This is a genomic window from Candidatus Galacturonatibacter soehngenii (assembly GCF_008830185.1).
In the GTDB taxonomy this organism is placed as follows: Bacteria; Bacillota; Clostridia; order Lachnospirales; family Lachnospiraceae; genus Lachnotalea; species Lachnotalea soehngenii.
On the sequence record NZ_WAGX01000008.1, the window covers coordinates 88704 to 115685 of the forward strand.

Here is a 26982-nt window from a genome sequence, read left to right on the forward strand (position 1 = left end):
AAGGTGGTAGAAATGAAAAAAACAAATCAAAAGGCTTCCATTAGCCTTCAGATTAGGCGAGCAATCAGCTATATCATATTAATTATTTTAGCAATTATTAGTTTGTTCTCTTTTTATATGTTATTTAACAATGCAACAAGAGCGCACGTGGATATTCAAAGAGGATTTTCTTTGCTACCTGGCCGATCATTTGCACGAAATTTTAATAATGTAATCAACAATACAACGATTTTAATTGTGAGAGGAATGATAAATAGTATTATTGTCTCTACGTGCACAGTAATGCTTTCAGTGTATTTTTCTTCCATGACAGCATACGCAATTCATGTATATGATTTTAAATATAAAAAATTTGCATTTAACTTTATTCTATTGATTATGACAATTCCCACTCAGGTTGGTGCACTTGGTTTTGTAAAATTAATTACCGCTATGGATTTAAAGGAAAGCTTTATTCCTTTGATTGTGCCTGCTATTGCAGCACCTGCTGTATTCTTTTTTATGAAGCAATATATGGAAAGCTCCCTTCCTCTTGAAATAATAGAGGCGGCTCGTATAGATGGATCAAATGAATTTTATACTTTTAATACCATCATCATTCCTTTGTTAAAGCCCGCATTAGCGGTGCAGGCCATATTTGGCTTTGCTGGAAGCTGGAACAATTATTTTACTCCATCGCTGGTACTTACAAAGGCTACAAAGAAGACATTGCCTTTGTGGATTGCCTATATACGAAGTGCAGATTTTACCAAGTTTGATATGGGACAATTGTATATGATGGTAGCATTTTCAATTTTCCCAGTAATCGTTGTATATTTAATTCTCTCCAAATTCATTGTGCAAGGGGTTGCACTAGGAAGCGTGAAGGGTTAAACAAGCTTTAATAAAATAAAAGACAAACTACTTTGAGCTTGCGCTTTTGGTAGTTTGTCAACTGTTTCGGTGTTAGGTTTCTAACACCTTTTTTGATTCAATAAAGTATATGAATAAATGTTTTTATTTACTCTTTTCTGTCTTCGTAAATCGAGAGGTCATTCGCTTAAAGAAACCTTTCTTCTTTTGTGGGGCCTCTAAAGGTCCACGAACACCCTTTACACTTGTGATATAAATCCCACTTACAACTGCTTTAACCTCTTTTTTAACAGGTATTAATTCAAAAATTTTCTCATCTGATATTAAGGTCATAACCTTAGGACCAACTTTTGCTTTTACAATAGGTAATTTTGAACCACGAAGTAGCCTAGGTGTCTGTTCTAATACAACGGAAGGCAATCCAGCCTCCTTAAGCTTCATCCTCTTTTTATCAATAATTAACATGGTAACATTCTGTGCTGCTGATTCGATTTGTTGCTGTTGTGCTGCCTGTTTTTTCTCAAGACGTTTTCCAAGAAAGTATAAGCCAACTAATACCGCAATCAGAACAAGTAAAACAATTATTAAAATTTTAAATGCCACGATACATCCTCCTTAAGTTAACCTACATCAGCTGTAATCGCGGTGATAAACATACTGACGTACTGTATATTGTAGCATTGTTTGTAGCAAAGTTCAAGAGTTTCAAATCAAGTTTTCAAAGCGCAAGGTTTGGTTTTTTAGGCATTGCCAAGGACGTAAATAATCAAAAGAAAGAAATGTGTAATATTTTACGAAAAAGGGTTAAAATTTTACGAAGTTGCTTGAAATATGTATAATTAGGACAAAAACAAGTGCAATATAGCCTTGGAATATGGTAAAATGTACATAGCAAAAATTATTTACAAAAGAGAGGAGATAAATATGAATAAAAAACTAAGTGTTAAGATTTTTAGCTTTTTTATACTTGAATTTATTGCTGTTTTATTATTAGGATTGCTTGTAAACAAAAGCATGTCTGGAGTTAATGAGGGAATACAAGATATTTCAGTTACACAAATAACTGAATTTAATAATATATTTTCCTTTACCAGTGTATTAGAAGGATCTCAAAGTAATGTATATCGTTTCATCTACTCAGATTCATCGGATAAAACATCAGAGCTTTCAAGTAAGATATCTTCAGATTTGGGAAAGGTAGCTAACTCATTAGAGATGTTTAAAATAAATAAATCAGATGTAGAACTAGAGAAACTAACTGGTATCAATGATTCAGTTAAATCCTACATTAGTGTGGTTAGCAGGATTATGGCAGCTAAGAATGCAGGAGCGAGTCAAGCAGAACTTGAAACATTGCTAGATGAATTCAATACCACTTCAGAAGCGATAAAGGGACAATTAACGGATATGAAGAGCAACAATGATACCTTTATGGATGAAGCTGTACAAAAGCTAAATACAAGATACGAGGCAACATCTGTATTGGTTGTTGCAATGACGGTAGTTCTTGCTGTTTTAATTGGGATCTGCATGCTTGTTGTACATCGACTTATTATTAAGCCGACTGTAAAAGCAAAGAAACAACTTGATCGCATTATAAAAGATTTAGAAGAAGAAAAATGTAATCTATCTAATCGAATCAAAATTAAAAATAAAGATGAAATTGGTCAGCTAGTAAATGGTATTAATATATTTCTAGAAACACTTGAAAAGGTAATGAATAACATCGTCCATAATTCGGTAAGACTTAACGAAGCTGTAGATAGTGTGTCCTTACAAATTAAAGGTGTAGATGAAAATGCGACAGATATATCTGCTACCATGGAAGAACTATCCGCTAGCATGGAAGAGGTATCTGCAACTATTACAGAGGTAAATCATGCGACTGCTAATGTAGAAACAGATGTCAGTGATATATCCGATAAGACACTTTCCAATATGCAGTATGTAAATGAAATGAAGGATAGGGCACATCGACTACAAGAAGATGCCATTGAAAGTAGAAGAAGCACCAACGAGATGATTGAACAAATGAGTGCAGTAGTGAAAAATTCAGTGGAAAATAGCAAACAGGTATCTAAAATAAATGAATTGACCAGTGATATACTTGAAATTACAAGCCAGACGAATCTTCTTGCTCTTAATGCATCTATTGAAGCAGCAAGAGCGGGAGAGGCAGGGAAAGGTTTTGCAGTTGTGGCAGATGAAATAAGAAAGCTTGCTGACAGCAGTAGAGATACCGCCAATAGCATTCAACAATTAAGTGAAGAAGTAACCAATGCAGTAGCTGATTTGTCAGGAAGTTCTGAAAAGATACTTGACTTTATTCATAATTATATTATCCTTGATTATGAAAAGTTCGTTGAGAATGGAAAGCAATACAACGACGATGCTGTTACAATGAATACAATCATGGAACAATTCCTTGCAAAAGCAAATAATGTGAAAACAACCATGAATGGTATTGTGGAAGCCTTCCAAGGGATTTCTGCAACCGTGGAGGATTCAGCAACTGGAATCACCAATGTGGCAAGTTCTACTGGTGATTTAGTAAATCGCATGCAGATTGTACAGCGCGAAATTAATACCACAGGAGATATTGCAGGTAATTTAAAAGCAGAAGCTAATAAGTTTACGCAAGAAGATGCAAATTAAAAGGGATATTTTATGCTATATGATAAAGAGATAAGAGAGCCGCTTTTTGACTATTTAGAGGAAAGATACGGCAAAATTCGTATTATAGAAGAAAAGTCGATGGGGCGCTCGCGCGCGGATATCATTATGGTTATGGAAGAACATATTGTAGGTATTGAGATAAAAAGCGATGCAGATACCTATGAACGGCTAAAAAGACAGGTAAAAGATTATAATAAATTTTGCGATAAAAACTATATTGTGATAGGAAAATCCCATGAAAAGCATATTGAAGAACATGTTCCAGCAGATTGGGGAATTATAACAATACATAAAAGCAAAGGTGAATATGTAATTGAGGAAAAGCGTTCTTTAAAAGATAATCCAAAACGAAAAATGGACTGGCAAATTCGTTTCATGTGGCGACCAGAATTGAATCATTTATTAGAATTAAATCATTTACCAAAGTATAAGCAAAAAAGCAAAGCGTTTGTACAACAAAAACTGTTAGAAAAAGTTGATTTACATGTATTAAAAAGACAAATGTGCGAAGAATTGTTTGAAAGGGATTACACGTTGTGGGATGAAATCATGGAGGAATATCAAAAGGAGCAAAATCGCAATAAGTAATTGACAATCAATCGCAATAAGTATTATAATAGGCACACAGTTATAAGTGAAAATAAAAAGACTATGACGGAGATAGTAAGTTATTTTGAAAGTTTTAGCGAGCTGGTGAGGGTGTAAGACCAGTACGAGTAAATTTAATTGAAAATCACTCCTAAGTTGCAGACTGAAAAGTTTATCTTAGTAGGTTCTGACGGATTTCCAACGTTAACAGGAATGCGTATAGAGGTATTTACAGTGGTAAATATTATAGGTATGTAAAATAGGTGGTATAACGATAGTCAATCTTCGTCCTGTTTTAGGGCGGAGATTTTTTATTATAAGTAGAATGGAGGCAATTATTTTGTACGAAAAAGTATCGACCAATCTCAACTTTGTTGAGAGAGAGAAGAAAACAGAAAAGTTTTGGAAAGAAAAAGAAATATTTAAAAAAAGTATGGAAAGCCGTAAGCAAGGTAAGACCTTTACTTTTTATGATGGGCCACCAACTGCAAATGGGAAACCTCATATTGGACACGTACTAACTCGTGTTATCAAGGATATGATACCACGTTATCAGACTATGAAAGGTCATATGGTTCCTAGAAAAGCTGGATGGGATACGCACGGTCTTCCAGTAGAGCTTGAAGTAGAAAAGCTGCTAGGATTAGATGGGAAAGAGCAAATTGAAGAGTATGGCTTAGATCCATTTATCGGACATTGTAAGGAAAGTGTTTGGAAATATAAGGGTATGTGGGAGGATTTTTCTTCTACAGTTGGTTTTTGGGCTGATATGGATGAACCATATGTAACCTATCATAATGACTTTATTGAGTCAGAATGGTGGGCGCTCAAAGAAATATGGAATAAAAAACTATTATACAAAGGCTTTAAAATTGTACCTTATTGCCCAAGATGTGGAACGCCACTTTCTTCTCACGAAGTAGCACAAGGCTATAAGGATGTAAAAGAAAAATCAGCGATTGCCAAATTCCCAGTAAAAGGCGAAGATGCATTTATTTTAGCATGGACAACAACTCCTTGGACGCTACCTTCAAACGTTGCACTTTGTATCAATCCAAATGAGACTTACGTTAAGGTAAAAAGCGAAGGAAATACCTACTATTTGGCAGAGGCGTTGTGTAATCAAGTTCTAGGAGAAGAAAATTACGAGGTATTAGAAACATATCTAGGAAAAGAATTGGAATACAAAGAATACATTCCTTTATTCCCATTTGCAATTGATTCTTGTGAAAAACAAAAGAAAAAGGCATTCTTTGTAACCTGTGATAATTATGTTACCTTAACAGACGGTACAGGAGTGGTACACATCGCCCCAGCATTTGGTGAAGACGATGCAAATGTAGGAAGAAAATATGACTTACCGTTTGTACAATTTGTTGACTCAAAAGGAGAGATGACAAAGGAAACAGATTGGGAAGGAGTATTTTGCAAAAAGGCAGATCCCCTTGTATTAAAGGCATTAGAGGAGAAAGGTTTACTCTTTTTAGCACCAAACTTTGAACATAGCTATCCACATTGCTGGAGATGCGATACTCCTCTTATTTATTATGCAAGAGAATCTTGGTTTATTAAAATGACTGCCGTTAAGGAAGACTTAATTCGTAATAACAATACGATTAACTGGATACCAGAAAACATTGGAAAAGGACGATTTGGAGATTGGCTAGAAAATGTACAGGACTGGGGAATTAGCCGTAATCGTTACTGGGGAACACCACTTAATATATGGGAATGTGAATGTGGACATATGCATTCCATTGGAAGTATCGAAGAGTTAAAAGCTATGTCTGATAACTGTCCAGAAGATATTGAACTTCACAGACCATTTATCGATGCTGTTACCATAAAATGTGATCAGTGTGGTAAACAGATGACACGTGTACCAGAAGTTATAGATTGTTGGTTTGACTCAGGAGCAATGCCATTTGCGCAACATCACTATCCATTTGAAAACAAAGAGCTATTTGAAGCACAGTTTCCAGCTGATTTCATTTCCGAAGCAGTAGACCAGACAAGAGGATGGTTTTATTCCCTTCTTGCAGAATCTACATTGCTGTTTAATCAGGCTCCTTATAAGAATGTTATCGTTCTTGGACACGTACAAGATGAAAATGGACAGAAAATGTCCAAATCAAAAGGTAATGCAGTAGATCCTTTCGATGCATTAGAAGAATATGGAGCTGATGCCATTCGTTGGTATTTCTACATTAATAGTGCTCCATGGCTTCCAAATCGTTTTCATGGTAAGGCTGTTGTGGAAGGCCAGAGAAAATTCATGGGAACTCTTTGGAACACCTATGCTTTCTTTGTTCTTTATGCAAATATTGATGAATTTGATGCAACAAAGTATACACTTGAATATAATAAGTTAGCGGTAATGGATAAATGGTTGTTATCAAAATTATATTCTACCGTTAAAGTCGTAGATGATAGTCTTGCTAACTATAAGATACCTGAAGCAGCTAGAGCACTACAGGATTTTGTAGACGATATGAGTAATTGGTATGTAAGAAGAAGCCGTGAACGATTCTGGGCAAAAGATATGCCACAGGATAAAGTCAATGCTTATATGACGCTATATACAGCACTTGTTACCATATCAAAGGCAGCAGCACCTATGATTCCATTTATGACAGAGGATATCTATCAGAATCTTGTAAGAGGTATTGATAAAACAGCACCAGAAAGTATTCATTTGTGTGATTTCCCTAAAGTGGAAGAAATGTATATTGACAAAGAGCTTGAAAAAAATATGGATTTAGTTCTTGATATTGTTGTGATGGGTAGAGCTTGTAGAAATACAGCAAATATAAAGAATCGTCAGCCAATTCAAAATATGTTTGTAAAAGCACCATTTACACTTACTGAATTTTATAGTGAAATTATTCGAGAGGAATTAAATGTAAAAGCTGTAAAATTTACAGATGATGTAAGAGAATTTACTTCTTATAGCTTTAAACCGCAACTTAAGACGGTAGGTCCTAAATACGGTAAGCTATTAAATCAAATTCGACAAGCATTGACACAGGTAAACGGAAATGCCGCTATGGATGAAATCAATAAGACAGGTGAACTATTACTTGATATAGAAGGAGAAAAAGTAATTCTATTGAAGGAAGATTTACTCATTGATATGGCACAAACAAAAGGTTATGTATCCGATGGTAACAATGAAATTACGGTTGTATTAGATACAAACTTAACAAAAGAATTAATTGAAGAAGGATTTGTGCGAGAATTAATTAGTAAGATTCAGACAATGAGAAAAGAAGCAGACTTTGAAGTCATGGATCAAATTGTGGTATATCATGATAAAAATGAAAAAATTGCTAGCATATTTGATAACTTTGTAGAAAAGATAAAAAGTGAGGTATTAGCACTCGAAATTATCTCAGGTGAGACAAAGGGTTTTGTAAAAGAATGGAATATTAATGGCGAAACAGTTATGATAGGTGTTGAGAAACGTTAGTAATGTGACTTGACAGATTCATGAAAGGAGGTGCCCCAAATAAGCAAGTGCGATTGCATTTATCTCATAAATGCAATGCATTTTATAGCTTGTTTTGGGGCACTTTGTTATATAACGGTATATGATTTTTCCATTTGTATCTTTTGCCAATGAAGCGAAATGAGAGTGAAAAGGAGGCTTGAATATGTATAATGAACAATTCGAGAAGGAACGTTTTAAGGAAAGTGTGAAAGACAGTGTCAAAAAATTATTTCGTAAAACAATCGATGAAGCATCATCCTTGCAAGTATTTCAAGCAGTATGTTATGCAGTAAAAGGTGTCATCATAGATAATTGGGTTGAAACGCATAAAAGATTCGAAGAAGAAGATCCTAAATTTGTTTATTATCTTTCTATGGAATTTTTAATGGGAAGAGCACTTGGCAACAACCTCGTTAATTTAAGAGCTTATACAGAGGTAAGAGATGCTTTAGAAGAACTTGGAATTGATATTAATGTCGTAGAAGATATGGAAAGAGATGCAGCTCTTGGAAATGGTGGTCTTGGAAGACTTGCAGCATGCTTTTTAGATTCTCTTGCAACACTTGGTTATCCAGCTTATGGATGCGGTATTCGCTATCACTTTGGAATGTTTAAGCAAAAAATCGAGAATGGATTTCAGGTGGAAGTACCCGATTATTGGCTTGAGCATGGAAATCCTTTTGAATTAAAAATGGTAGAAAGAGCTAAAATAGTAAAATTTGGAGGCTATGTTAGGATTGAATCAGATGCGAGTGGAAGAACCAGATTTATACAAGAGGGGTATCAATCGGTTAGGGCAGTTCCATATGATATGCCGATTATTGGTTATGGTAATGGTTTTGTCAACACATTAAGAATATGGGATGCAGAGCCTGTAACGGTATTTCAACTGGACTCTTTTGATAAAGGAGATTATCAAAAGGCAGTAGAACAAGAAAATTTAGCACGAAACATTTGTGAGGTACTCTATCCGAATGACAATCACTATGCAGGAAAAGAATTAAGATTAAAGCAACAATATTTTTTTATATCAGCAAGTGTACAAACGGCAATCGAAAAGTATAAAAGTAAACATTCTGACATCAAAAAGTTTTATGAAAAAGCGACGTTTCAACTAAATGATACACATCCTACTGTAGCAGTTGCAGAGCTGATGAGAATCTTAATGGATGAGGAAGCATTAAGTTGGGAAGAGGCATGGGAAGTGACAACAAAAACTTGTGCTTATACGAACCATACCATAATGTCAGAAGCGCTTGAAAAGTGGCCGATTGAGCTATTTTCTAGATTACTTCCACGAATCTATCAGATTGTAGAAGAAATCAACCGACGCTTTATTTTAGAAATACAGATGAGATATCCAAATCAAGCAAATAAAGTAAAGAATATGGCAATCATCTATGATGGGCAGGTAAATATGGCACATTTAGCCATTGCTGCAAGTTATTCTGTAAACGGTGTGGCAAAACTTCATACAGAGATATTGAAGAGACAAACATTACGGGACTTTTATGAAATGATGCCAAGTAAATTTAACAATAAAACCAATGGTATTACCCAAAGAAGATTCCTGTTACATGGCAATTATATCCTTGCTGACTGGGTGAGTGAACACATTGGAAAAGAGTGGATTACGGATTTAAAGCAGATTCATAAGATGGCATTGTATGCTGATGATGAGAAAGCACAGCAAGAATTTATGAATATTAAATATAAAAATAAAGTTAGATTAGCCAAATTTATAAAAGAGCATAATCACATCGAAATTGACCCTAGGTCCATTTTTGATGTTCAGGTAAAGAGGCTTCATGAGTATAAGAGACAGTTGCTAAACATTTTACATGTCATGTATTTATACAATCAAATCAAAGAAAATCCAGACATGGAATTCTATCCAAGAACCTTTATTTTTGGTGCAAAGGCGGCAGCAGGTTATCAAAGAGCAAAGCTTACCATCAAGTTAATCAATGCAGTAGCAGACGTAATCAATAACGACCCTTCGATTCACAATAAGATAAAGGTTGTTTTTATTGAAGATTATCGAGTTTCAATTGCAGAGTGGATTTTTGCGGCAGCAGATGTTAGCGAGCAAATATCGACTGCAAGTAAAGAAGCCTCAGGAACAGGTAACATGAAATTTATGTTAAATGGAGCGTTGACGCTTGGAACTATGGATGGTGCAAATATTGAAATTGTAGAAGAGGTAGGAGAAGAACATGCATTCATATTTGGATTGTCATCCGATGAAGTAATCCGGTATGAATTAGAAGGTGGATATCAGCCAATGGATATTTTTAATCAGGATCAAGATATTCGAAAGGTATTGATGCAGTTAATCAATGGATTTTATGCTCCTGAAAATCCAGAGCTATTTCGAGAAATCTATGATTCATTATTAAATACTAATTCCTCTGAAAGAGCAGACACCTATTTTATTTTGAAAGACTTTCACTCTTATGCGAAAGCGCAACAAAGGGTGATGGCTGCATATATGGATGAGAAGAAATGGGCAAAAAGTGCAATTCTTAATATGTCGTGTGCAGGGAAGTTCTCTTCCGACAGAACAATTGAAGAATATGTAAACGATATATGGAAATTGGATAAAGTTGTAATAAAATCTAAATAATGGGTTATACTAGACAGTAGATTAAAAAAGGCGGTAAAATTGAAGCTTTCTTAGGTAATCTACTGTCTTTTTAGGTGCCATTTTTTGGTTTACAGTTGACTAAAATAATGGTAATATAAAGTTGGGACAAACAATCGTTTAGGAATTGAAGGGTAATATGAAGAATATTAAAAAACTTGATTATTTTAAGCTTATAATAAAAATCATAATACTGCAAATTATATTTCTGTTGGCTCAATACAGTCTCATTATATTTTTAAAATATGAGGTATTGACAACAGATATTTTAGTATGCGCGCTTTTACTTTGTATATTTAGTTCTTTAGGTATTGCTTTTATTTTAGTTTTAAATAAAAAGAAGAATCTCGCTTTTAAATATTTATCTCTTAATGAAAACAGTGATAAACTAGAATATTTATCTTATCATGATACACTGACTGGATTGCCCAATCGTGCCTATTTTGAAAAAATGATTCCCATTAAATTATCAGAAGCACAATTGATAAATGACAAAGTAACGGTACTTTTTATTGGAATTGATAATTTTAAGAAAATAAATGATACGCTCGGACATGCTACAGGGGATGCAATCATTAAAAAAGTAGCCAAGAGACTATTTAGCAACAGTCAAGAGAATTTTGAGACCATGAGATTTGGCGGGGATGAGTTTGTCCTTGTCATATCTGGAAATAAAGAAATGTCAACTGTTACAGAAAATGTAAACAGAATCAAACAACTTTTTGAACAAGAATTTGAAGTGAATAATAAGAAAATACACTTAACAGCAAGCATGGGATATTCTGTATATCCAGACCAAACCAAGGAATGGAAAAAATTATTGCAATATGCAGATATTGCTATGTTTCATGCAAAGACATTAGGAAAAAATAAACTAATGATGTTTGAGCCTAACATGAGCAACGATATGCAAAATCGTATGATGTTAGAACAAAAAATGTTGGAATGTATAAAGAAGAATGGATTTGAAATGTATTACCAGCCTCAATATGATTTTTATCGCAATGAATTCAGAGGTTTTGAGGCTTTGATTCGTTGGTACGACAGCGAGCTAGGATGGATAAGCCCTGCAGTATTTATTCCCATTGCAGAAGAAAGTGGAGATATTGTTGAAATTGGTGAATGGGTTCTACGAGAAGTTTGTAAGACTTGGGTGAAATGGAAGAAGCAGTATGGACAAGTTGGCATTGTATCAATTAATGTATCGGCAGTTCAGCTTACCAAGCCGGGATTTGTTGAATTAGTCCATAATATTATCAAGGAATATAAAGTAAATCCAAAGGAATTAGAGTTAGAAATTACAGAAAGTGTATTTATTAACGATACGATAAGTATCATTGAGACATTAAATCAATTAAAGGCAATTGGATTGAGTCTGTCATTGGATGATTTTGGAACGGGTTATTCCTCTCTGACTTACTTAAAAGATTTACCAATTGATACACTTAAAATTGATAAATCATTTATCAATGATATTACGGAAAATAACAGACAGGCAGAGATAACGGATGCACTCATTGAATTGGTTCATAAGCTAAATATGGAGACAATTGCAGAAGGAGTAGAAACAAAAGAACAGTATGATTTCTTGCGCTATATGAAGTGTGATAATATACAAGGGTATTATACAGGAAAACCAATGAATGAAAAGGCAGCATCCGAGTTGATAAAAGCAAAGTGCTGTGCTTGAAACACATGATGTTAACCATAAACTATATTGGGTATTGACTTTGTCGGCACCCCGAAGCAGAGTGTAAGAAATATACTCTGCTTTTTTGCATATATTAATATTAAAGACGAATCATAGTTAAGGGATACATGAAACATTTTTACAAGAATATTATTTTAATACTTGCTACAATTGTATTACTGCCATATGTCATAACAACTATATTCGAAGGAGGCATCAACTTTGCAAAAGAAGAGCCGATTCTAGATTCAAAAAAGGTAATGGTATATGATAATAATGTCGAACTAGAACTTGACATGGAACAATACATAATTGGTGTTCTTGCATCTTCAATCCCAGTGACTTATGAAAAAGAGGCGATTAAAGCACAAAGTGTAATTGCTAGAACAAGCATTGTCAAAAAGATTGGAGGAAGAAAATCTATTAATACAAGTGAGCTAAACCTTGGATATATGAACATTCTTCAAATGGAAGAATACTGGGGTTATGATAAATTTTATGACAATTATAATATGCTACAGGCAATTGTTGCAGATACCAAAGGAGAAGTGATGAAATACGATGGTGAGCTGATTGAAGCAGCCTTTCATGCAGTGAGTATTGGTACGACAAGAGATGCCAAACGTGCATTAAATAGTGATAAGTATCCATATCTTCAAAGCATACCAAGTACAAAGGATGTGGAATCGGAAGAATATATTACGAGTTCCACATTTTCATTTCAAAAAATGAGTGATTTATTCCAAAAAAACATTACGACTCTACCCCAGGTTTTATCAAGCGATGAGCTAGGGTATGTTGAAAAGATAAAGATAAATGATGAGGTCATAAGTGGAGAACAATTTCGAAAAATCTTGTCTTTAAACTCTTCTTGTTTTGAAATGAAATTAGATTCTGATGGAGCTAAAATTACGGTAAAAGGAAAAGGACATGGTTTGGGACTAAGTCAATATGGAGCGAATATCATGGCAAAAGAAGGGAAGAAATATAAAGAAATTTTAAATTATTATTATCAAAATATCGATATCGTAAATGAATAAAATCTGATAATCGGGCAAACCTATTTGTAAAGAGGATAAGTTTTACTTATTTCTTTAACTTATAGAGTTGAGGTGATTATTATGATGAGAAGGAAATTTAGCGACAAATTAAAAAGCAAAGTAACAATTGTTGGCGCAGTAGCATTTATGGCAGTAGCAGCTGCTGTAGTTGGAGTAAATATATTATCATCGAATACAACGAAGGATAATAATAAGTCCAATTTGGTCGACTTAAATGAGTTACCAGATAATGTAGTTCAAACTCAAGAAGAAAGTAAAGTGAACACATCAGCAGCAGACAACATTCAAGCAGATAATTATTCATCGAAGTATTTTGGAATGGATAATGTTATGGATGCAACAAATGAGGTAAAAGAAGAGCAAGAGACACATCAAACAGATCAAGCAGCAACAAATGATGCAGCTACACAAGAGAAGGCAGAAGAAACCAATGACGATGAGGTAGCACAAACAACAACAAAAAGTACATCTACAAAAGCTTTAAACTTTCAAGCAGAAAGTAAAATGTCTTGGCCATTGGCAGGAAATGTTCTAATTAATTACAGTATGGACAGTACCGTATATTTTGCCACCTTAAATCAATATAAATACAATTCTGCATTGATTATACAAGGAGAGGTTAATTCAAAAGTAGCTTCAGCCGCGGATGGAATTGTAGAAGAAATTTTTACAGATGAAGAAACTGGAATATCTATGAAAGTAGATCTTGGCAATGGATATAAAGCCATTTATGGCCAGTTAAAAGAAATTACAGTAAAACAAGGCGATACTGTTTCAAAAGGAAGTATCATAGGCTATGTTAGTGAACCTAGTAAGTATTATAGTATAGAAGGAAGCAATCTTTACTTTAAGGTTACAAAAGATGATTCACCAGTGAATCCGTTAAACTTTTTGGAATAATAGGAACTTAATGATTGCCAATGAATATAATAAGGATATAGTGTAGTAAACCCTCCAACGAGAAACTACATATCTAAAAATATGCAATCGATTTATTTTACTATAGATTCTCGTTGGTAACACAGGGTGGAATACATGGAAACAATACTTTTTAATCGATTGCTTTAGATAGAATAAAGGACATTTCTTTTGAGATGTCCTTTATATTTTTGGGAATATTTTGTGGGAGGGATTCCACATCTATTTATTCTTGCATTATTCTATAGTTTGCTATTATAATAAATGAAACAAGACCGATTAAATGAAAATATTTTAGAGTAGTAAAGAAAACAAATAAATTATTAGGTTAAGCGAGATGAATTATACTTATATAGTAAAATGCAAAGATGAAACTTTCTATACTGGATGGACGAATGATTTGGATAAAAGAATAGAAGCTCATAATAAGAAAAAGGGAGCAAAATACACGAAATCAAGAGTGCCTGTTACATTAATGTATTATGAAGAATTTAAAACAAAAGAAGAAGCCATGAAAAGAGAGTATGAGATAAAAAAATTAAACAGAAAACAAAAAGAAAGATTAATGAAAGGACATAAGTCATGAATCTGAACCAAGTCAGAATTCATGGCTTATATTACTTGATAAGGAATATCTAAATTATTGAACTGGCATAGAAACAACGAAATAATACATAAGAATAAAGTGGCAAATGCTTCCTCCCATTACAAATAAGTGAAAGATTTCATGGGAACCAAAGTTTTTATGCTTTGAATTAAAAATAGGTAATTTTAATGCATATATGATTCCACCGACTGTGTAAATGATTCCACCAGCTAAAAGCCATCCAAATGCAGCAGGAGAAAGAGCATTAACAAGTGGGCCAAATGCGATTACGCATAACCAACCCATTGCAATATATAATAAAGAAGAGAACCACTTTGGGCAGGTAATCCAAAAGCCTTTAATAAGGATACCAATTATAGCAATTCCCCATATAAGAGCAAAAAGTAAAGTTCCGATTCCATCGCCTAGTACAATCAAACATATTGGAGTGTAAGAGCCAGCAATTAATATAAAAATCATCATGTGATCTAGTTTTCGTAACACACGATTGGTTCGCTCTGACAGGTTCAAAGAATGATAGATTGTGCTGGCTGCATATAATAAAATCATACTCGTCATAAATATTGCCAGTGAAATAAGATGAATTTTATCAGGTTTATTGGCAGCTTTGATTAGTAAGGGTGTGGAAGCAAAGACTGCCATAAGCATGCCGATAAAATGTGTAATAGCACTTCCTGGGTCTTTTGGTTTGAAGAATTTCATAATAGTAAGCTCCTTTCTGGTTACAATAATTGTTAAGAGTCGGTAGAATGGCTTCTCTAACACGAATGTAGTTATAGTTACTTTGGGATAAAAACAAAATATATGTGATGTAGTATTTAAAACTACATATAGTATATGCAAATACTACAACATATTATGTAAAAAATCAAGATGGAATTTATATTTTTTTTATTTTATCTAGTAATAATGAACCTTGTAATAAAGTATTATTTATAGTAACATATTAGATATAATGATTTTTTATCATGTATAGATATACAATGCAATCGCAGAAGGGGGACTTGACATGTATGATATGTATTGGTTGATTCTATTTGTGATTCTATTAATTATAGAAATCATAACATTAGGATTAACAACAATTTGGTTTGCCGGAGGAGCCTTGGCTGCTTTTGTTGCATCTGTTTTTAACGCTTCACTTGGAATTCAAATTATTTTATTTTTTCTTGTATCCTTTTTATTATTATTTCTTACCAGACCAATTGCTATGAGGTATCTAAATCAAAACAGAACAAAAACCAATGCAGAAAGTTTAATTGGTAAAATAGCAATTGTTACAAAAGATATCAGTAATATCAAAGGTGAAGGAAGCGTTATTGTAAATGGATTAGAGTGGAGTGCAAGATCAGTTTACGATGAAGTGACAATTGCCAAAGATGCTTTGGTTATTATCAAGGAAATCAGTGGAGTAAAGCTCATTGTTGAAGAGAAAAGGGAGGAAAATGAATAATGCCATATGTAGTTTTAGTTTTAATTATTGTTTTGTTAATTATATTAGCTTCTTGTATCAAAATCGTTCCACAGGCACAAGCGATGATATTGGAGCGATTAGGAGGGTATCAGGATACTTGGGGAGTAGGAATACATTTTAAGGTGCCATTTATTGATCGCATTGCAAGACGTGTTGTTTTAAAAGAACAAGTGGTTGATTTTGCACCACAGCCAGTTATTACTAAGGATAACGTAACAATGAGAATTGATACAGTCGTTTTCTATCAGATTACAGATCCAAAGCTTTATGCTTATGGTGTTGAGAATCCGCTTATGGCGATTGAGAATCTGACTGCCACTACATTAAGAAATATTATTGGTGATCTAGAGCTTGATGAGACGCTTACTTCAAGAGAATTAATTAATACAAAGATGAGAGTATCCTTAGATGTAGCAACAGATCCATGGGGAATTAAGGTAAATCGTGTAGAGTTAAAAAACATCATACCACCAGCGGCTATTCAAGATGCCATGGAAAAACAGATGAAGGCAGAACGTGAACGAAGAGAATCAATTCTAAGAGCAGAAGGTGAGAAGAAATCAACCATTCTTGTAGCAGAAGGGCAAAAAGAATCCGCTATTTTAGATGCGGAGGCTGAAAAACAGGCTGCTATTCTTAGAGCAGAGGCAAAAAAAGAAGCTACAATTCGAGAAGCAGAGGGTGAAGCCTTGGCCATTTTAAAGATTCAGCAAGCAAAGGCAGATGGTATTCGCTACTTAAAAGAAGCTGGTGCAGATGCTAGTGTGCTTCAGTTAAAGAGTCTGGAAGCTTTTGAAAGAGCGGCAGATGGTAAAGCAACTAAAATCATTATTCCATCCGATATTCAAGGAATGGCTGGTATGGTAAAGGCAATTACAGAAGTTGCAAAAGAAAGTTAAAAGTGTGTCGTAAAGATTGAAAACAGCGGTGGAGGATTTTTAAAATCTCTGCCGCTTTCATTTCCTGTTTTGATTAGACGTCATTTAAAGGAGAAGGTATCATGAAACCAGTGATTGATGTTACGAAGGAATATGGTATTGTGTTAGAGGGTGGAGGAGCTAAAGGAGCGTATCAAGTGGGGGCTTGGAGAGCACTTGTTGAAGCTGGAATAAAAATCAGTGCAGTGGCTGGTACTTCGGTAGGAGCACTCAATGCAGCAATGATTTGTATGGGGGATTTAGAAAAAACAGAAAAGTTGTGGGAAACTATTTCTTATTCCAAAGTGATGAAGGTGGACGACAAAGTCATGTCACAGGTGTTTCAAGGAAAACTTGAATTAACAGAAGCGCTAAAGCGGTCCTTGAAGCTTTTTGTTGAGGGAGGTGCGGATATCTCTCCATTAAAACAATTAATATCGGATAACATTGATGAAACAAAGATTAGAAATGGCAATATAAATTTTTATCTGCTCACATTTTCTATTTCAGATTTAAAAGAGCTGGATTTGGATATGAAAGAAGTAGAAGATGGTTTAATGGCAGATTTATTATTAGCAAGTGCGTATTTGCCAGTCTTTAAAAATGAGAAACTGCATGGAAAGACATATATGGATGATGGAATGTTTAATAATGTGCCGTTGGAATCTTTGGTTAAAAGAGGATATCGCGATATCATAATGATTCGAATCTTTGGTATCGGAAGAGAAAAAAAGGTAAAACTTCCAGAAGATGTCACAGTATTATCGGTTGAACCAAGAGTTGACTTAGGAAATATATTGGACTTTGACTGTAAAAAAAGTAAGAGGAATATGAAAATTGGCTACTATGATACGATGCGTTTGATATATGGGCTAAAGGGAAAAATATATTATATTGAAGAAAATCTGGAAGAGTGTTATTATTTAAATCAACTAATTCATATTTCAGAGGATAACAAAACCACTTTATGTGGACATTTTAAAATCGATGTAGGGAAAGAGACGTTAACAAGAAATTATATCGAGTTAGCGTTAGGACTGATTGCCTCGGAACTTAAATTAGGAAAAGACTGGTCTTATAAAGAACTCTATATTAGTATATTAGAGGCAGCAGCCAAACTACTCAGGGTTCAAAAATATAAGATATATACGATAGAAGAGTTTATAGCAGAAGTGCAAAAGAAAGCAAAATTAAAAAGGGATTTGTTATTACCTGTATTTATCAATGCTATTTTAGATATTTAGGTAAGGCAAGGAGGAGGAACCATGAATTTAAAAGGAAGACATTTTCTAACATTAAAAGATTATACTTTGGAGGAAATTGAATATTTACTTGAGCTTTCCGCAGATTTAAAAATGAAAAAAAAGCAAGGTATTTTACCAAAACAATTTCCAGGAAAAAATATTGCTTTAATATTTGAAAAGACAAGTACAAGAACGCGCTGTGCATTTGAAGTGGCAGCACATGATCTTGGGCTTGGCAGCACTTATTTGGATCCGAGTGGTTCCCAGATTGGAAAGAAAGAAAGCATTGCAGATACAGCTAGAGTCCTTGGAAGAATGTATGAAGGAATTGAATATAGAGGCTATGGACAAGAAATAGTAGAAGAGCTTGCCAAACATGCTGGTGTACCTGTGTGGAATGGTCTTACAAATGAAGATCATCCGACACAAATGCTTGCAGATTTACTTACGATAAAAGAGCATTTAGGCAATCTAAAAGGGTTGAAACTGGTTTATATGGGAGATGCTCGTTTTAATATGGGAAATTCTCTTATGATTGCATGTGCAAAAATGGGAATGCATTTTGTTGCTTGTGCACCAAAAGCATATTTTCCAAATGAAGCATTGGTTACAGAGTGCTTAGAATTTGCAAAAGAATCAGGAGCAACCATTACATTAACAGAAGATGTAGCACAGGGTGCGAAAGACGCGGATGTTATTTATACAGATGTGTGGGTGTCTATGGGTGAAGAAGCAAAAGTTTGGGAAAGTAGAATCAAGGATTTAACACCTTACCAAGTGAATAAGAACGTAATGAATCATGCAAAAGAAGGTGCTATTTTTATGCATTGCTTGCCAGCTTTTCATGACTTAAAAACCCAGATAGGCAAAGAGATGAAAGAAAAGTTTGGTATTAGTGAGATGGAGGTTACGGATGAAGTGTTTGAATCTGCGGCATCCGTAGTATTTGATGAGGCTGAAAATCGTATGCATACGATTAAAGCAGTCATGTTAGCGACTTTGGGAGAATGATGAAAGAAAAATATTTTGTGATTGATATCATTGTTGTAATATTATGTATTATTTTACTTGTATTGTCGTGCATTTTTTTGACCGATATTAGACAGAATGAAGAATTGATTGCTTATATCTTAATGGTAGGGGCAGCTATTAATATGTTTGTTGGAAGTAAGGGATTAATGCAAAAAAATAAACGAAAATACTTGTTGCCTGTTTCCGTACTTCTGTTTATAATGTCTTTATTGATTTTCTTTGGTTTTGGAGGTTGATTGTTATGAAAACGCAGATACTAACATTATTAAAAGAAGCAGATACTTATATCTCTGGTCAAGATATCTGTACGCATTTTGGTGTATCAAGAACAGCGGTGTGGAAAGCAATCAATCAATTAAAGAAGGAAGGCTATGTGATAGAAGCGGTTCCCAATAAAGGTTATTATTTAAAGACAAGCCCTGATATCATTTCCTATAGTGAAATGAAATCGGTTTTGAACACAAAATGGATTGGTGAAGAATTATATTTCTATGAAGAAATTGATTCCACTAACACAAAGGCAAAACAGCTTGCGGAAACAGGAGCGACTTCTGGTACACTGGTGGTTTCGAATATGCAAACTGCTGGAAAAGGAAGAAGGGGAAGACAATGGGAATCACCTTCAGAGACAGGGATATTTATGACGTTGATTCTAAAACTAGATATGAATCCTTCTAAGGCATCTATGTTAACACTTGTTATGGCGTTGGCAGTGGTAAAGGCATGTAATGAGGTTACAAAGTCAACCTGCTATATCAAATGGCCAAACGATATTGTGCTAAATAAAAAAAAGATTTGTGGCATTCTTACGGAAATGAGTGCAGAAATGGATTATATCAATCATATTGTGATAGGAATCGGAATTAATGCAAATGTTGATTCTTTTCCAGAAGAGTTAAAAGACAAAGCGACTTCTCTTAAAATTGAAAATGGTAAAGAAGTAAAGCGTGCCATGTTAATCAATCGTATTATGGTTCATTTTGAACATGAATATGAAATATTTATGCACAATGAAAGTATGAAAGCGCAAATAGATGAGTATAATGAATTCTTAATTAACAAAGACAAAGAAGTTACAATTATAGAACCGTCAAATCAATATCAAGGAATTGCTCTGGGTATTGATGAGATTGGAAAATTGCTTGTGAAAAAAGAGGATGGCAAGATAGAAGCAGTCTATGCAGGTGAGGTCTCGGTTCGAGGCATCTATGGATATATATAAAGAAGGGATTAATTAAGATGTATCAGGAAAAAGTTATTTTATGTGTATCAAATTCTTACGAGAAAAAATTCTATATTAATGAAGACTTTGAAACACTACCACAGGGAATAAAAGACGAACTTAAAATTATGTGTGTTTTATTTACAGAAGATGTGGGTGGTATCCTGACTCTTGTATATGACGAGGAAGGTAATCTGAATTTAGAGGTTTCATACGAAGAAGATGATATTCTTTATGATGAAATAGGAAGTGGACTTAAAATTAAGGAAATCCAAAGAACAAAAACGGAATTAATGGAGTCCTTAGAACTTTTTTATAAAGTATTCTTCTTAAATGAAGAGATAAGCGAACTAAGATAATTTTACTACAGTTAGCTTGAATAGGTTAATTGTTATAGACTTGGAGGAATAGCAAGATGCTGCTAGTAATAGACGTTGGAAATACAAATGTAACACTTGGAATTTTTTCCAAAGAAGAGTTGATTGGAAAGTTTCGACTGACAACAAAAATGCCAAGAACATCGGATGAATTCGGAATTGATATTTGTACTCTTTTAGAGCATAGAAATTTTTCCATAAAAGATATCGATGATGTTATTATAGCGAGTGTTGTACCAGATATGATGTATTCTCTTACAAGCTCAATTATTAAATATTTTGATATAACACCAATTATTGTGGGGCCTGGAATAAAAACGGGGATACGACTTACCATGGATAACCCAAAGGAAGTCGGTGCAGATCGAATCGTTGATGCAGTTGCCGCTTATGAATTATACGGTGGACCAGTTATTATTGTTGATTTTGGTACAGCTACTACGTATGACTTGATTACAAAGGATGGAAGCTTTGGAGCAGGAGTGACTTCACCAGGTATTAGTACTTCTGTAAAGGCACTTTGGCAAGAAGCAGCAAAGCTACCAAAGATTGAAATCAAAAAACCAGCAAGTATATTGGCTAGAGAAACGGTTTCTAGTATGCAGGCAGGAATTGTATATGGATACATTGGTCAAACCGAATATATTATTCGTAAAATGAAAGAAGAAAGTAAAATTGAGGATATAAAGGTAATTGCGACTGGTGGTTTAGGGAAAATAATTGCAGAAGAAACAGATATGATAGATGTTTACGATCCTAATCTAACACTAAAAGGATTGCAGTGTATTTATAACCGATGTAAAAAGGTAAATGGGAAGTAAAAATATGCTAAAGATTGGAAATGTAGAACTAAAAAACAATTTAATATTAGCACCTATGGCAGGAGTTACGGACCTGCCATTTCGATTATTGTGTAAGCAACAAGGAGCTGGACTTTTGTGTATGGAAATGGTTAGTGCAAAGGCCATTTATTACAACAATAAAAATACAGAAGCTTTGATGGAGATTCATGAAGAAGAGTGCCCCGTTTCTTTGCAATTATTTGGTTCGGATCCTTATATCATGAGTGAGATAGCAAAAAGAATAGAAGAAAGGCCTTTTAGCATATTGGATATCAACATGGGATGTCCAGTCCCCAAGGTAGTAAATAATCAAGAAGGCTCTGCACTTATGAAGGATCCAAAGCTTGTCAAAGAGATAGTAACACAGACTGTAAAAGCAATTAAAAAGCCTGTAACAGTAAAAATAAGAAAAGGCTTTGATGAGAATAACATCAATGCAGTTGAGATAGCTAAAATAATTGAAGACAGCGGTGCAGCCGCTATTGTAGTTCATGGAAGAACCCGAGAGCAATATTATTCTGGCAAAGCAGATTGGGATATTATACGACAGGTGAAAGAAAAGGTATCGATTCCTGTCATTGGAAACGGAGATGTGGTTGATCCTCAAAGCGCTCTAAAACTAAAGCAGGAAACTGGCTGTGATGGGATAATGATTGGAAGAGGTGTAAGAGGAAATCCATGGCTGTTCTCGCAGATAAATGAGTATCTGCAACGAGGAGTGCTAGTAGAACAACCTACGATACAACAGATAAAAGAAATGATTATAGAGCATGCAAAGTTACAGGTAAAATACAAAGGAGAATATATTGGAATCCGAGAAATGAGAAAACATACAGCATGGTATACAGCTGGATGTCCTCACAGTGCAAGGTTAAGAAGCAAAGTCAATGAAATTGAAAATCTAGATTCTCTTGTTTCACTTTTGGATGAGTATTTGGTATAAAATAAATATGAATCAAGTATACTAGTTTGAGGTTACAGTTAGCCATGCAGAAATGATAATTCAAAATAACTGTGAGTGCTCGCACTCTAAGGAGATTTTGAATTATCATTTCTATAGGGCGAACGCCCGTCAGCCATAATGTATCAGGCATTATGGCTGGCATGGCTCATAAAGCCAATATGGCAAACATAGCCCACAAAGCCACATATACAATAAGAATGTATGGCACAATAAGATGGCAAGTCACAAAAGTAACCAGCATGAATTAAAATGCATTTCGCAATCATGGATTTTGGATAAAAACCACTAGGAAATCTTGACATTAAGAAACCTTTAAGTTATAATTCTGTAATTGCGAGCGTTTGGAACTTGAAGTATACGTATAGAAGAAATAATGGATGGGAGAATCCAAATTTATAGATATTTAGTACAGGAAGGGTGCAGTGTAAGATGGAAGAAAAGAAAAATTTATTAACTTATGAAGGATTAAGGAAACTAGAGGATGAAATTCAGGATTTGAAGGTTAACAAAAGAAAAGAAGTTGCTCAAAAGATCAAAGAAGCTAGAGAGCAAGGAGACCTTTCAGAAAATGCTGAATATGACGCGGCTAAGGATGAGCAAAGAGATATTGAAGCTAGAATTGAAGAAATTGAGAAAATCCTGAAAAATGCTGAAGTAGTTGTTGAAGAAGAAGTTGATTTGGATAAAATTAGCGTGGGTTGTAAAGTAAGAGTATTAGATTTTGAATATAATGAAGAAATGGAATTCAAAATTGTTGGTTCCACAGAAGCAAATAGTTTACAAGGTAAGATTTCAAATGAATCCCCAGTGGGTAGAGCGTTACTTGGTGCAAGAAAAGGTGATACTGTAATGGTAGAGACACAAGCTGGAAACTGTGAATACAAAGTGTTAGATATTCAAAGATCGAACTAAGAGGAGTGAGAATTTTGTCAGAACAAAAGAATGTACAGGAACAAGATGTTAACCAGTTAATAAAGGTTCGTCACGAAAAATTAAAGGAGCTACAAGACAGTGGCAAAAATCCTTTTGAGATTACAAAGTATGATGTAACTGCTCATAGTAGTGATATTATTAATAATTTTGAAGCAATGGAAGGCAAAGAAGTATCTGTAGCAGGACGTATCATGTCCAAACGAGTTATGGGTAAAGCTTCTTTTTGTAATATTCAAGATTTACCTGGAAATATACAATCCTATGTATCTAGAGATAGTATCGGTGAAGAAGCGTATAAAGAATTTAAAAAATATGATATTGGAGATATTATCGGAATCAAAGGTGAAGTTTTTAAAACAAAAACTGGAGAAGTTTCGATTCATGCATCTGAAGTGACATTATTAACGAAAAGCTTACAAATTCTCCCAGAGAAATTCCATGGTTTGAAGGATACGGATATACGCTATAGACAAAGATATGTTGATCTTATTATGAATCGTGAAGTAAAGGAAAGCTTTGTGAAACGTTCTAAGGTCATTCATGCAATTAGAAGTTACTTAGACGGAGAAAACTTTATTGAAGTAGAGACTCCGATGTTAGTTCAAAATGCCGGCGGAGCAGCGGCAAGACCGTTTGATACACATTTTAATGCATTAGATGAAGATTTACATTTAAGAATATCGTTAGAGCTTTATTTAAAGAGATTGATTGTAGGTGGTTTGGAAAGAGTCTATGAAATTGGTAGAGTATTTCGTAATGAAGGACTTGATACCAGACACAACCCTGAATTTACACTGATGGAATTATATCAGGCATATACGGATTATCATGGCATGATGGATTTGACAGAAAAGCTTTATCGTCATGTTGCTCAAACGGTTACTGGTTCTTTGGTGCTTACGTATGGAGAACACCAAATTGATTTATCAAAGCCATTTGAACGCCTAACTATGGTAGATGCCGTTAAGAAATATGCAAATGTAGATTTTACTCAAGTTAAAACAACAGAAGAAGCGAAAGAGTTAGCAAAAAAACATAATATCGAGTTTGAAAATAGACATAAAAGAGGAGATATATTGAATCTGTTCTTTGAAAAATATGTAGAAGAGCACTTGATTCAACCTACTTTTATTATGGATCACCCAATAGAAATTTCTCCGCTAACAAAGAAAAAACCAGAAAATCCAGAGTATACAGAACGTTTTGAGTTCTTTATTAATGGCTGGGAAATGGCAAATGCCTATTCAGAGTTAAATGATCCGATTGATCAAAGAGAGCGATTTGAGGCTCAGGAAGAATTAAAGGCACAAGGCGATGATGAGGCAAATAGCATTGATGAAGATTTCTTGAATGCATTATGTGTGGGAATGCCTCCTACGGGTGGAATTGGATTTGGGATTGACCGAATGGTTATGATTATGACAAATTCTCCTGCGATTCGTGATGTTTTGTTGTTCCCAACGATGAAGTCAAAAGATATCTAAAGCTAGGAAAAACAAGAGTATCAGAGAAATGTTATCATAATTTACGACTAATTTACGACCAAATAAATAAAGAGAACACGTTCAACATAAAAAGCAGTTAAAATCTATTAGGTTTTAACTGTTTTTTTTTGTTTAATAAATTGTCAAAAAATGGTACAATAAAGAAAAAATGAGGTGGTTATTATGCAAGAGATAATTAAAAGTGAAATTAAAAAAGTAAAAGATTATTATTTGCAATCTAAGCAGATGAATTTGACTGATGATAGAGCTTTTAGTCATGTTATTTTGAATTATTATTTTGGGATGGAGCTTGATGATCAATTAGACTGTGTGACTGACGGTCCAAATGATGGTGGAATAGATTTTTTATATTATGATGAAGATGAGAATAAGGTGGTTTTATGTCAAGCTAAATGTACTAGTAAGCTTGATAATAACACTATTATTTCGGAATTAGATAAAATGGCTAGTACTATTAAAAATTTTGAAATTGGCAATACTAGTATGTATAACGATAAATTAAAAATAGCATTGCAGAATAGCTTGGATAGGTTACCAGAAGATAGCGCAGGAAATGTGGAATATAACTTATTTACAACTGCTGATATTGATGTGAATAGTGCAATCAAAAAAATTGGGAATACAACTCATGCTTTTTCTGTTGATGCTATAGTATTATTATCGCAAGAAGATATCGAAAATAAAATTATGGATGTACAAGAAACTTTGCAAATAGTGTTACATGATAAAGTTATAATAGATAAAGCAAATAATTGTCTCGAGTATGAATCAAATGACTCGAAAGGTATTATGGTTAATGTTCTTTCCTCATCAATTGTAGCGTTATATAATAAATATGCAAGCAAGGGTTTATTTGATTTGAATATTAGAAAATACATTAAAAATACTCTTGTTGATTCGGGAATAAAAAATACATTAGATAAAGACAGGGCTAATTTTTGGTTTTTGAATAATGGAATTATTATTGCTTGTGAGGATTTTGATCCAGATGGAAATACAATAAAATTAGATAGCTTTTCAATTGTTAATGGTGGTCAGACAACAACATTGATTAGTACATATAAGAGCAAAGATAATGATGAGTTTTATATTCCTTGCAAGATTATCGCACAAAAGAAGCAAGATGATGATATGTTAGTATTTTTCACTCAAATTGCAGAAGCTTCTAATTCTCAAAAACCAATATTTGCAAGAGATCTTAAGTCAAATGCACCAGAGATGGTACGTTTTGCAAGGTGGTTGGGGGATTATGGAATATTTTTGGAAATAAAGCGAGGAATAAGATCTAATAAAAAATATCGTTTTTCTATGAAAAATGATGAATTAGGACAGCTTATTCTATCAATGGTATTTCAGCAACCAGGAACATCAAGATCTGGTAAAAAAACAATTTTTGAGAAACCAAATGTATATGGGAAAATTTATAAAGTGAATTATGCAAAAGATCAAGAGAAGAAACAATTTATTATTGATCTGATTGACTTATATGAGAGATATTCTCAAATAGAGGAAAAATTAAAAAAATCGGATGAGCTGACAGAAATGCAAATGGAAGTACTAAAAAATGGAAAGCAAATTATGTTTGCTATTTTTGGTACATTATACAGAATTGAGAATGGAGATATAACAGAGCAAGAAATAAAAAAAGAGCCACAAGTTGTAAAAAATGTTGGATTTACTTATGGTGGGTTTATCTCCAATTATAAGAAAGACGATCTTAATGAAAAGATTGAAAATGTCATAAAAGGTGCTCTTTTGATTATTTCAGATGGGTATACGGCTGCTTATAAAAATGGATTGACTACAAGTGTGAGCAATTACTTCAAAACAGATTCGAAGTACTATGAAACCATCTTGCCAAACTTTATGATGTATATGAGTATGGCAATGGGTAAGGAAATAAAAAATAGCTATGATTTCTTAAAAAGATAGCAATATAGTTTAGG

General features: G+C 33.9%; 23 protein-coding genes and 1 other annotated feature. Of the genes, 21 read left to right on the forward strand and 2 right to left on the reverse strand.

Features of this window, described 5'->3' with window-relative positions; genetic code table 11:
• The first annotated feature begins 12 nt into the window (after nucleotides 1-12).
• Entirely contained in the window at nucleotides 13-873 is an 861-nt protein-coding gene (locus tag F7O84_RS17510) for a carbohydrate ABC transporter permease (RefSeq protein ID WP_151148269.1), read from the forward strand.
• Between the two features lie 123 nt (nucleotides 874-996).
• Here the strand turns inward: F7O84_RS17510 and F7O84_RS17515 are convergent, their stop codons facing one another.
• Nucleotides 997-1458: a hypothetical protein gene (locus tag F7O84_RS17515; RefSeq protein WP_151148272.1), complete on the reverse strand. Its 462-nt coding sequence runs from the start codon at nucleotides 1456-1458 to the stop codon at nucleotides 997-999.
• A gap of 318 nt (nucleotides 1459-1776) precedes the next feature.
• Here F7O84_RS17515 and F7O84_RS17520 point away from each other — a divergent pair, with 318 nt between their 5' ends.
• From F7O84_RS17520 to F7O84_RS17555, 8 genes are all read left to right on the forward strand, one after another.
• Nucleotides 1777-3507, forward strand: a complete 1731-nt coding sequence (locus F7O84_RS17520) for a methyl-accepting chemotaxis protein (protein WP_192451819.1) — start codon at nucleotides 1777-1779, stop codon at nucleotides 3505-3507.
• Nucleotides 3508-3519: 12 nt separating this feature from the next.
• On the forward strand, nucleotides 3520-4116 hold the full coding sequence (locus F7O84_RS17525; protein WP_151148275.1) for an MmcB family DNA repair protein: 597 nt from the start codon (nucleotides 3520-3522) through the stop codon (nucleotides 4114-4116).
• 54 nt (nucleotides 4117-4170) lie between these two features.
• Nucleotides 4171-4412, forward strand: a binding site (T-box leader).
• A 44-nt stretch (nucleotides 4413-4456) separates the two neighbouring features.
• Nucleotides 4457-7585, forward strand: a complete 3129-nt coding sequence (gene ileS / locus F7O84_RS17530; RefSeq protein WP_151148643.1) for an isoleucine--tRNA ligase — start codon at nucleotides 4457-4459, stop codon at nucleotides 7583-7585.
• A 184-nt stretch (nucleotides 7586-7769) separates the two neighbouring features.
• A complete protein-coding gene (locus tag F7O84_RS17535; protein ID WP_151148277.1) occupies nucleotides 7770-10232 on the forward strand; it encodes a glycogen/starch/alpha-glucan phosphorylase in 2463 nt (820 codons plus the stop codon).
• A gap of 157 nt (nucleotides 10233-10389) precedes the next feature.
• Nucleotides 10390-11940, forward strand: a complete 1551-nt coding sequence (locus F7O84_RS17540) for a putative bifunctional diguanylate cyclase/phosphodiesterase (RefSeq protein WP_151148279.1) — start codon at nucleotides 10390-10392, stop codon at nucleotides 11938-11940.
• A 128-nt stretch (nucleotides 11941-12068) separates the two neighbouring features.
• A complete protein-coding gene (locus F7O84_RS17545; RefSeq protein WP_151148281.1) occupies nucleotides 12069-12980 on the forward strand; it encodes a SpoIID/LytB domain-containing protein in 912 nt (303 codons plus the stop codon).
• Nucleotides 12981-13061: 81 nt separating this feature from the next.
• Nucleotides 13062-13901, forward strand: a complete 840-nt coding sequence (locus F7O84_RS17550) for a M23 family metallopeptidase (RefSeq protein WP_151148283.1) — start codon at nucleotides 13062-13064, stop codon at nucleotides 13899-13901.
• Nucleotides 13902-14256: 355 nt separating this feature from the next.
• The gene (locus F7O84_RS17555; protein WP_151148285.1) at nucleotides 14257-14505 is read left to right on the forward strand and encodes a GIY-YIG nuclease family protein; all 249 of its coding nucleotides are present in this window, start codon (nucleotides 14257-14259) and stop codon (nucleotides 14503-14505) included.
• A gap of 54 nt (nucleotides 14506-14559) precedes the next feature.
• On the opposite strand, the gene trhA is transcribed toward F7O84_RS17555, so the two are convergent.
• Entirely contained in the window at nucleotides 14560-15228 is a 669-nt protein-coding gene (gene trhA, locus F7O84_RS17560; protein ID WP_151148287.1) for a PAQR family membrane homeostasis protein TrhA, read from the reverse strand.
• A gap of 307 nt (nucleotides 15229-15535) precedes the next feature.
• Between trhA and F7O84_RS17565 the strand changes: the two genes are divergently transcribed.
• The 12 genes from F7O84_RS17565 (at nucleotide 15536) to F7O84_RS17620 (ending at nucleotide 26968) form a co-directional block, all read left to right on the forward strand.
• Nucleotides 15536-15979: an NfeD family protein gene (locus F7O84_RS17565; RefSeq protein WP_151148289.1), complete on the forward strand. Its 444-nt coding sequence runs from the start codon at nucleotides 15536-15538 to the stop codon at nucleotides 15977-15979.
• On the forward strand, nucleotides 15979-16899 hold the full coding sequence (locus F7O84_RS17570) for an SPFH domain-containing protein (RefSeq protein ID WP_151148291.1): 921 nt from the start codon (nucleotides 15979-15981) through the stop codon (nucleotides 16897-16899). The genes F7O84_RS17565 and F7O84_RS17570 overlap by 1 nt, the downstream gene beginning before the upstream one ends.
• Nucleotides 16900-17000: 101 nt before the next feature.
• The gene (locus F7O84_RS17575; RefSeq protein ID WP_151148293.1) at nucleotides 17001-18161 is read left to right on the forward strand and encodes a patatin-like phospholipase family protein; all 1161 of its coding nucleotides are present in this window, start codon (nucleotides 17001-17003) and stop codon (nucleotides 18159-18161) included.
• A 21-nt stretch (nucleotides 18162-18182) separates the two neighbouring features.
• Nucleotides 18183-19172: an ornithine carbamoyltransferase gene (gene argF / locus F7O84_RS17580; protein WP_151148295.1), complete on the forward strand. Its 990-nt coding sequence runs from the start codon at nucleotides 18183-18185 to the stop codon at nucleotides 19170-19172.
• On the forward strand, nucleotides 19169-19429 hold the full coding sequence (locus F7O84_RS17585; protein WP_151148297.1) for a hypothetical protein: 261 nt from the start codon (nucleotides 19169-19171) through the stop codon (nucleotides 19427-19429). Before argF ends, F7O84_RS17585 begins: the two co-directional genes overlap by 4 nt.
• 5 nt (nucleotides 19430-19434) lie before the next feature.
• Nucleotides 19435-20415, forward strand: coding sequence for a biotin--[acetyl-CoA-carboxylase] ligase (locus tag F7O84_RS17590; RefSeq protein WP_151148299.1), 981 nt, complete (start codon nucleotides 19435-19437; stop codon nucleotides 20413-20415).
• Nucleotides 20416-20432: 17 nt separating this feature from the next.
• The gene (locus F7O84_RS17595; protein WP_151148301.1) at nucleotides 20433-20774 is read left to right on the forward strand and encodes a DUF6145 family protein; all 342 of its coding nucleotides are present in this window, start codon (nucleotides 20433-20435) and stop codon (nucleotides 20772-20774) included.
• Between the two features lie 56 nt (nucleotides 20775-20830).
• Entirely contained in the window at nucleotides 20831-21613 is a 783-nt protein-coding gene (locus tag F7O84_RS17600) for a type III pantothenate kinase (RefSeq protein WP_151148303.1), read from the forward strand.
• A complete protein-coding gene (dusB, locus tag F7O84_RS17605) occupies nucleotides 21603-22577 on the forward strand; it encodes a tRNA dihydrouridine synthase DusB (RefSeq protein ID WP_243140942.1) in 975 nt (324 codons plus the stop codon). Before F7O84_RS17600 ends, dusB begins: the two co-directional genes overlap by 11 nt.
• 450 nt (nucleotides 22578-23027) lie before the next feature.
• A complete protein-coding gene (greA, locus tag F7O84_RS17610; RefSeq protein WP_151148307.1) occupies nucleotides 23028-23510 on the forward strand; it encodes a transcription elongation factor GreA in 483 nt (160 codons plus the stop codon).
• A gap of 11 nt (nucleotides 23511-23521) precedes the next feature.
• Nucleotides 23522-25015: a lysine--tRNA ligase gene (gene lysS, locus F7O84_RS17615; protein WP_151148644.1), complete on the forward strand. Its 1494-nt coding sequence runs from the start codon at nucleotides 23522-23524 to the stop codon at nucleotides 25013-25015.
• A 183-nt stretch (nucleotides 25016-25198) separates the two neighbouring features.
• Nucleotides 25199-26968 (forward strand): AIPR family protein, encoded by a 1770-nt coding sequence (locus F7O84_RS17620; protein ID WP_151148309.1) that lies wholly within the window; start codon nucleotides 25199-25201, stop codon nucleotides 26966-26968.
• The last annotated feature ends 14 nt before the right edge of the window (nucleotides 26969-26982 follow it).

Coding starts and splice junctions, on each gene's coding strand:
- F7O84_RS17510 (WP_151148269.1), top strand. CDS start 13: ATGAAAAAAACAAATCAAAAGGCTTCCATTAGCCTTCAGATTAGGCGA.
- F7O84_RS17520 (WP_192451819.1), top strand. CDS start 1,777: ATGAATAAAAAACTAAGTGTTAAGATTTTTAGCTTTTTTATACTTGAA.
- F7O84_RS17525 (WP_151148275.1), top strand. CDS start 3,520: ATGCTATATGATAAAGAGATAAGAGAGCCGCTTTTTGACTATTTAGAG.
- F7O84_RS17535 (WP_151148277.1), top strand. CDS start 7,770: ATGTATAATGAACAATTCGAGAAGGAACGTTTTAAGGAAAGTGTGAAA.
- F7O84_RS17540 (WP_151148279.1), top strand. CDS start 10,390: ATGAAGAATATTAAAAAACTTGATTATTTTAAGCTTATAATAAAAATC.
- F7O84_RS17545 (WP_151148281.1), top strand. CDS start 12,069: ATGAAACATTTTTACAAGAATATTATTTTAATACTTGCTACAATTGTA.
- F7O84_RS17550 (WP_151148283.1), top strand. CDS start 13,062: ATGATGAGAAGGAAATTTAGCGACAAATTAAAAAGCAAAGTAACAATT.
- F7O84_RS17555 (WP_151148285.1), top strand. CDS start 14,257: ATGAATTATACTTATATAGTAAAATGCAAAGATGAAACTTTCTATACT.
- trhA (WP_151148287.1), bottom strand. CDS start 15,228: ATGAAATTCTTCAAACCAAAAGACCCAGGAAGTGCTATTACACATTTT.
- F7O84_RS17565 (WP_151148289.1), top strand. CDS start 15,536: ATGTATGATATGTATTGGTTGATTCTATTTGTGATTCTATTAATTATA.
- F7O84_RS17570 (WP_151148291.1), top strand. CDS start 15,979: ATGCCATATGTAGTTTTAGTTTTAATTATTGTTTTGTTAATTATATTA.
- F7O84_RS17575 (WP_151148293.1), top strand. CDS start 17,001: ATGAAACCAGTGATTGATGTTACGAAGGAATATGGTATTGTGTTAGAG.
- argF (WP_151148295.1), top strand. CDS start 18,183: ATGAATTTAAAAGGAAGACATTTTCTAACATTAAAAGATTATACTTTG.
- F7O84_RS17585 (WP_151148297.1), top strand. CDS start 19,169: ATGATGAAAGAAAAATATTTTGTGATTGATATCATTGTTGTAATATTA.
- F7O84_RS17590 (WP_151148299.1), top strand. CDS start 19,435: ATGAAAACGCAGATACTAACATTATTAAAAGAAGCAGATACTTATATC.
- F7O84_RS17595 (WP_151148301.1), top strand. CDS start 20,433: ATGTATCAGGAAAAAGTTATTTTATGTGTATCAAATTCTTACGAGAAA.
- F7O84_RS17600 (WP_151148303.1), top strand. CDS start 20,831: ATGCTGCTAGTAATAGACGTTGGAAATACAAATGTAACACTTGGAATT.
- dusB (WP_243140942.1), top strand. CDS start 21,603: ATGGGAAGTAAAAATATGCTAAAGATTGGAAATGTAGAACTAAAAAAC.
- greA (WP_151148307.1), top strand. CDS start 23,028: ATGGAAGAAAAGAAAAATTTATTAACTTATGAAGGATTAAGGAAACTA.
- F7O84_RS17620 (WP_151148309.1), top strand. CDS start 25,199: ATGCAAGAGATAATTAAAAGTGAAATTAAAAAAGTAAAAGATTATTAT.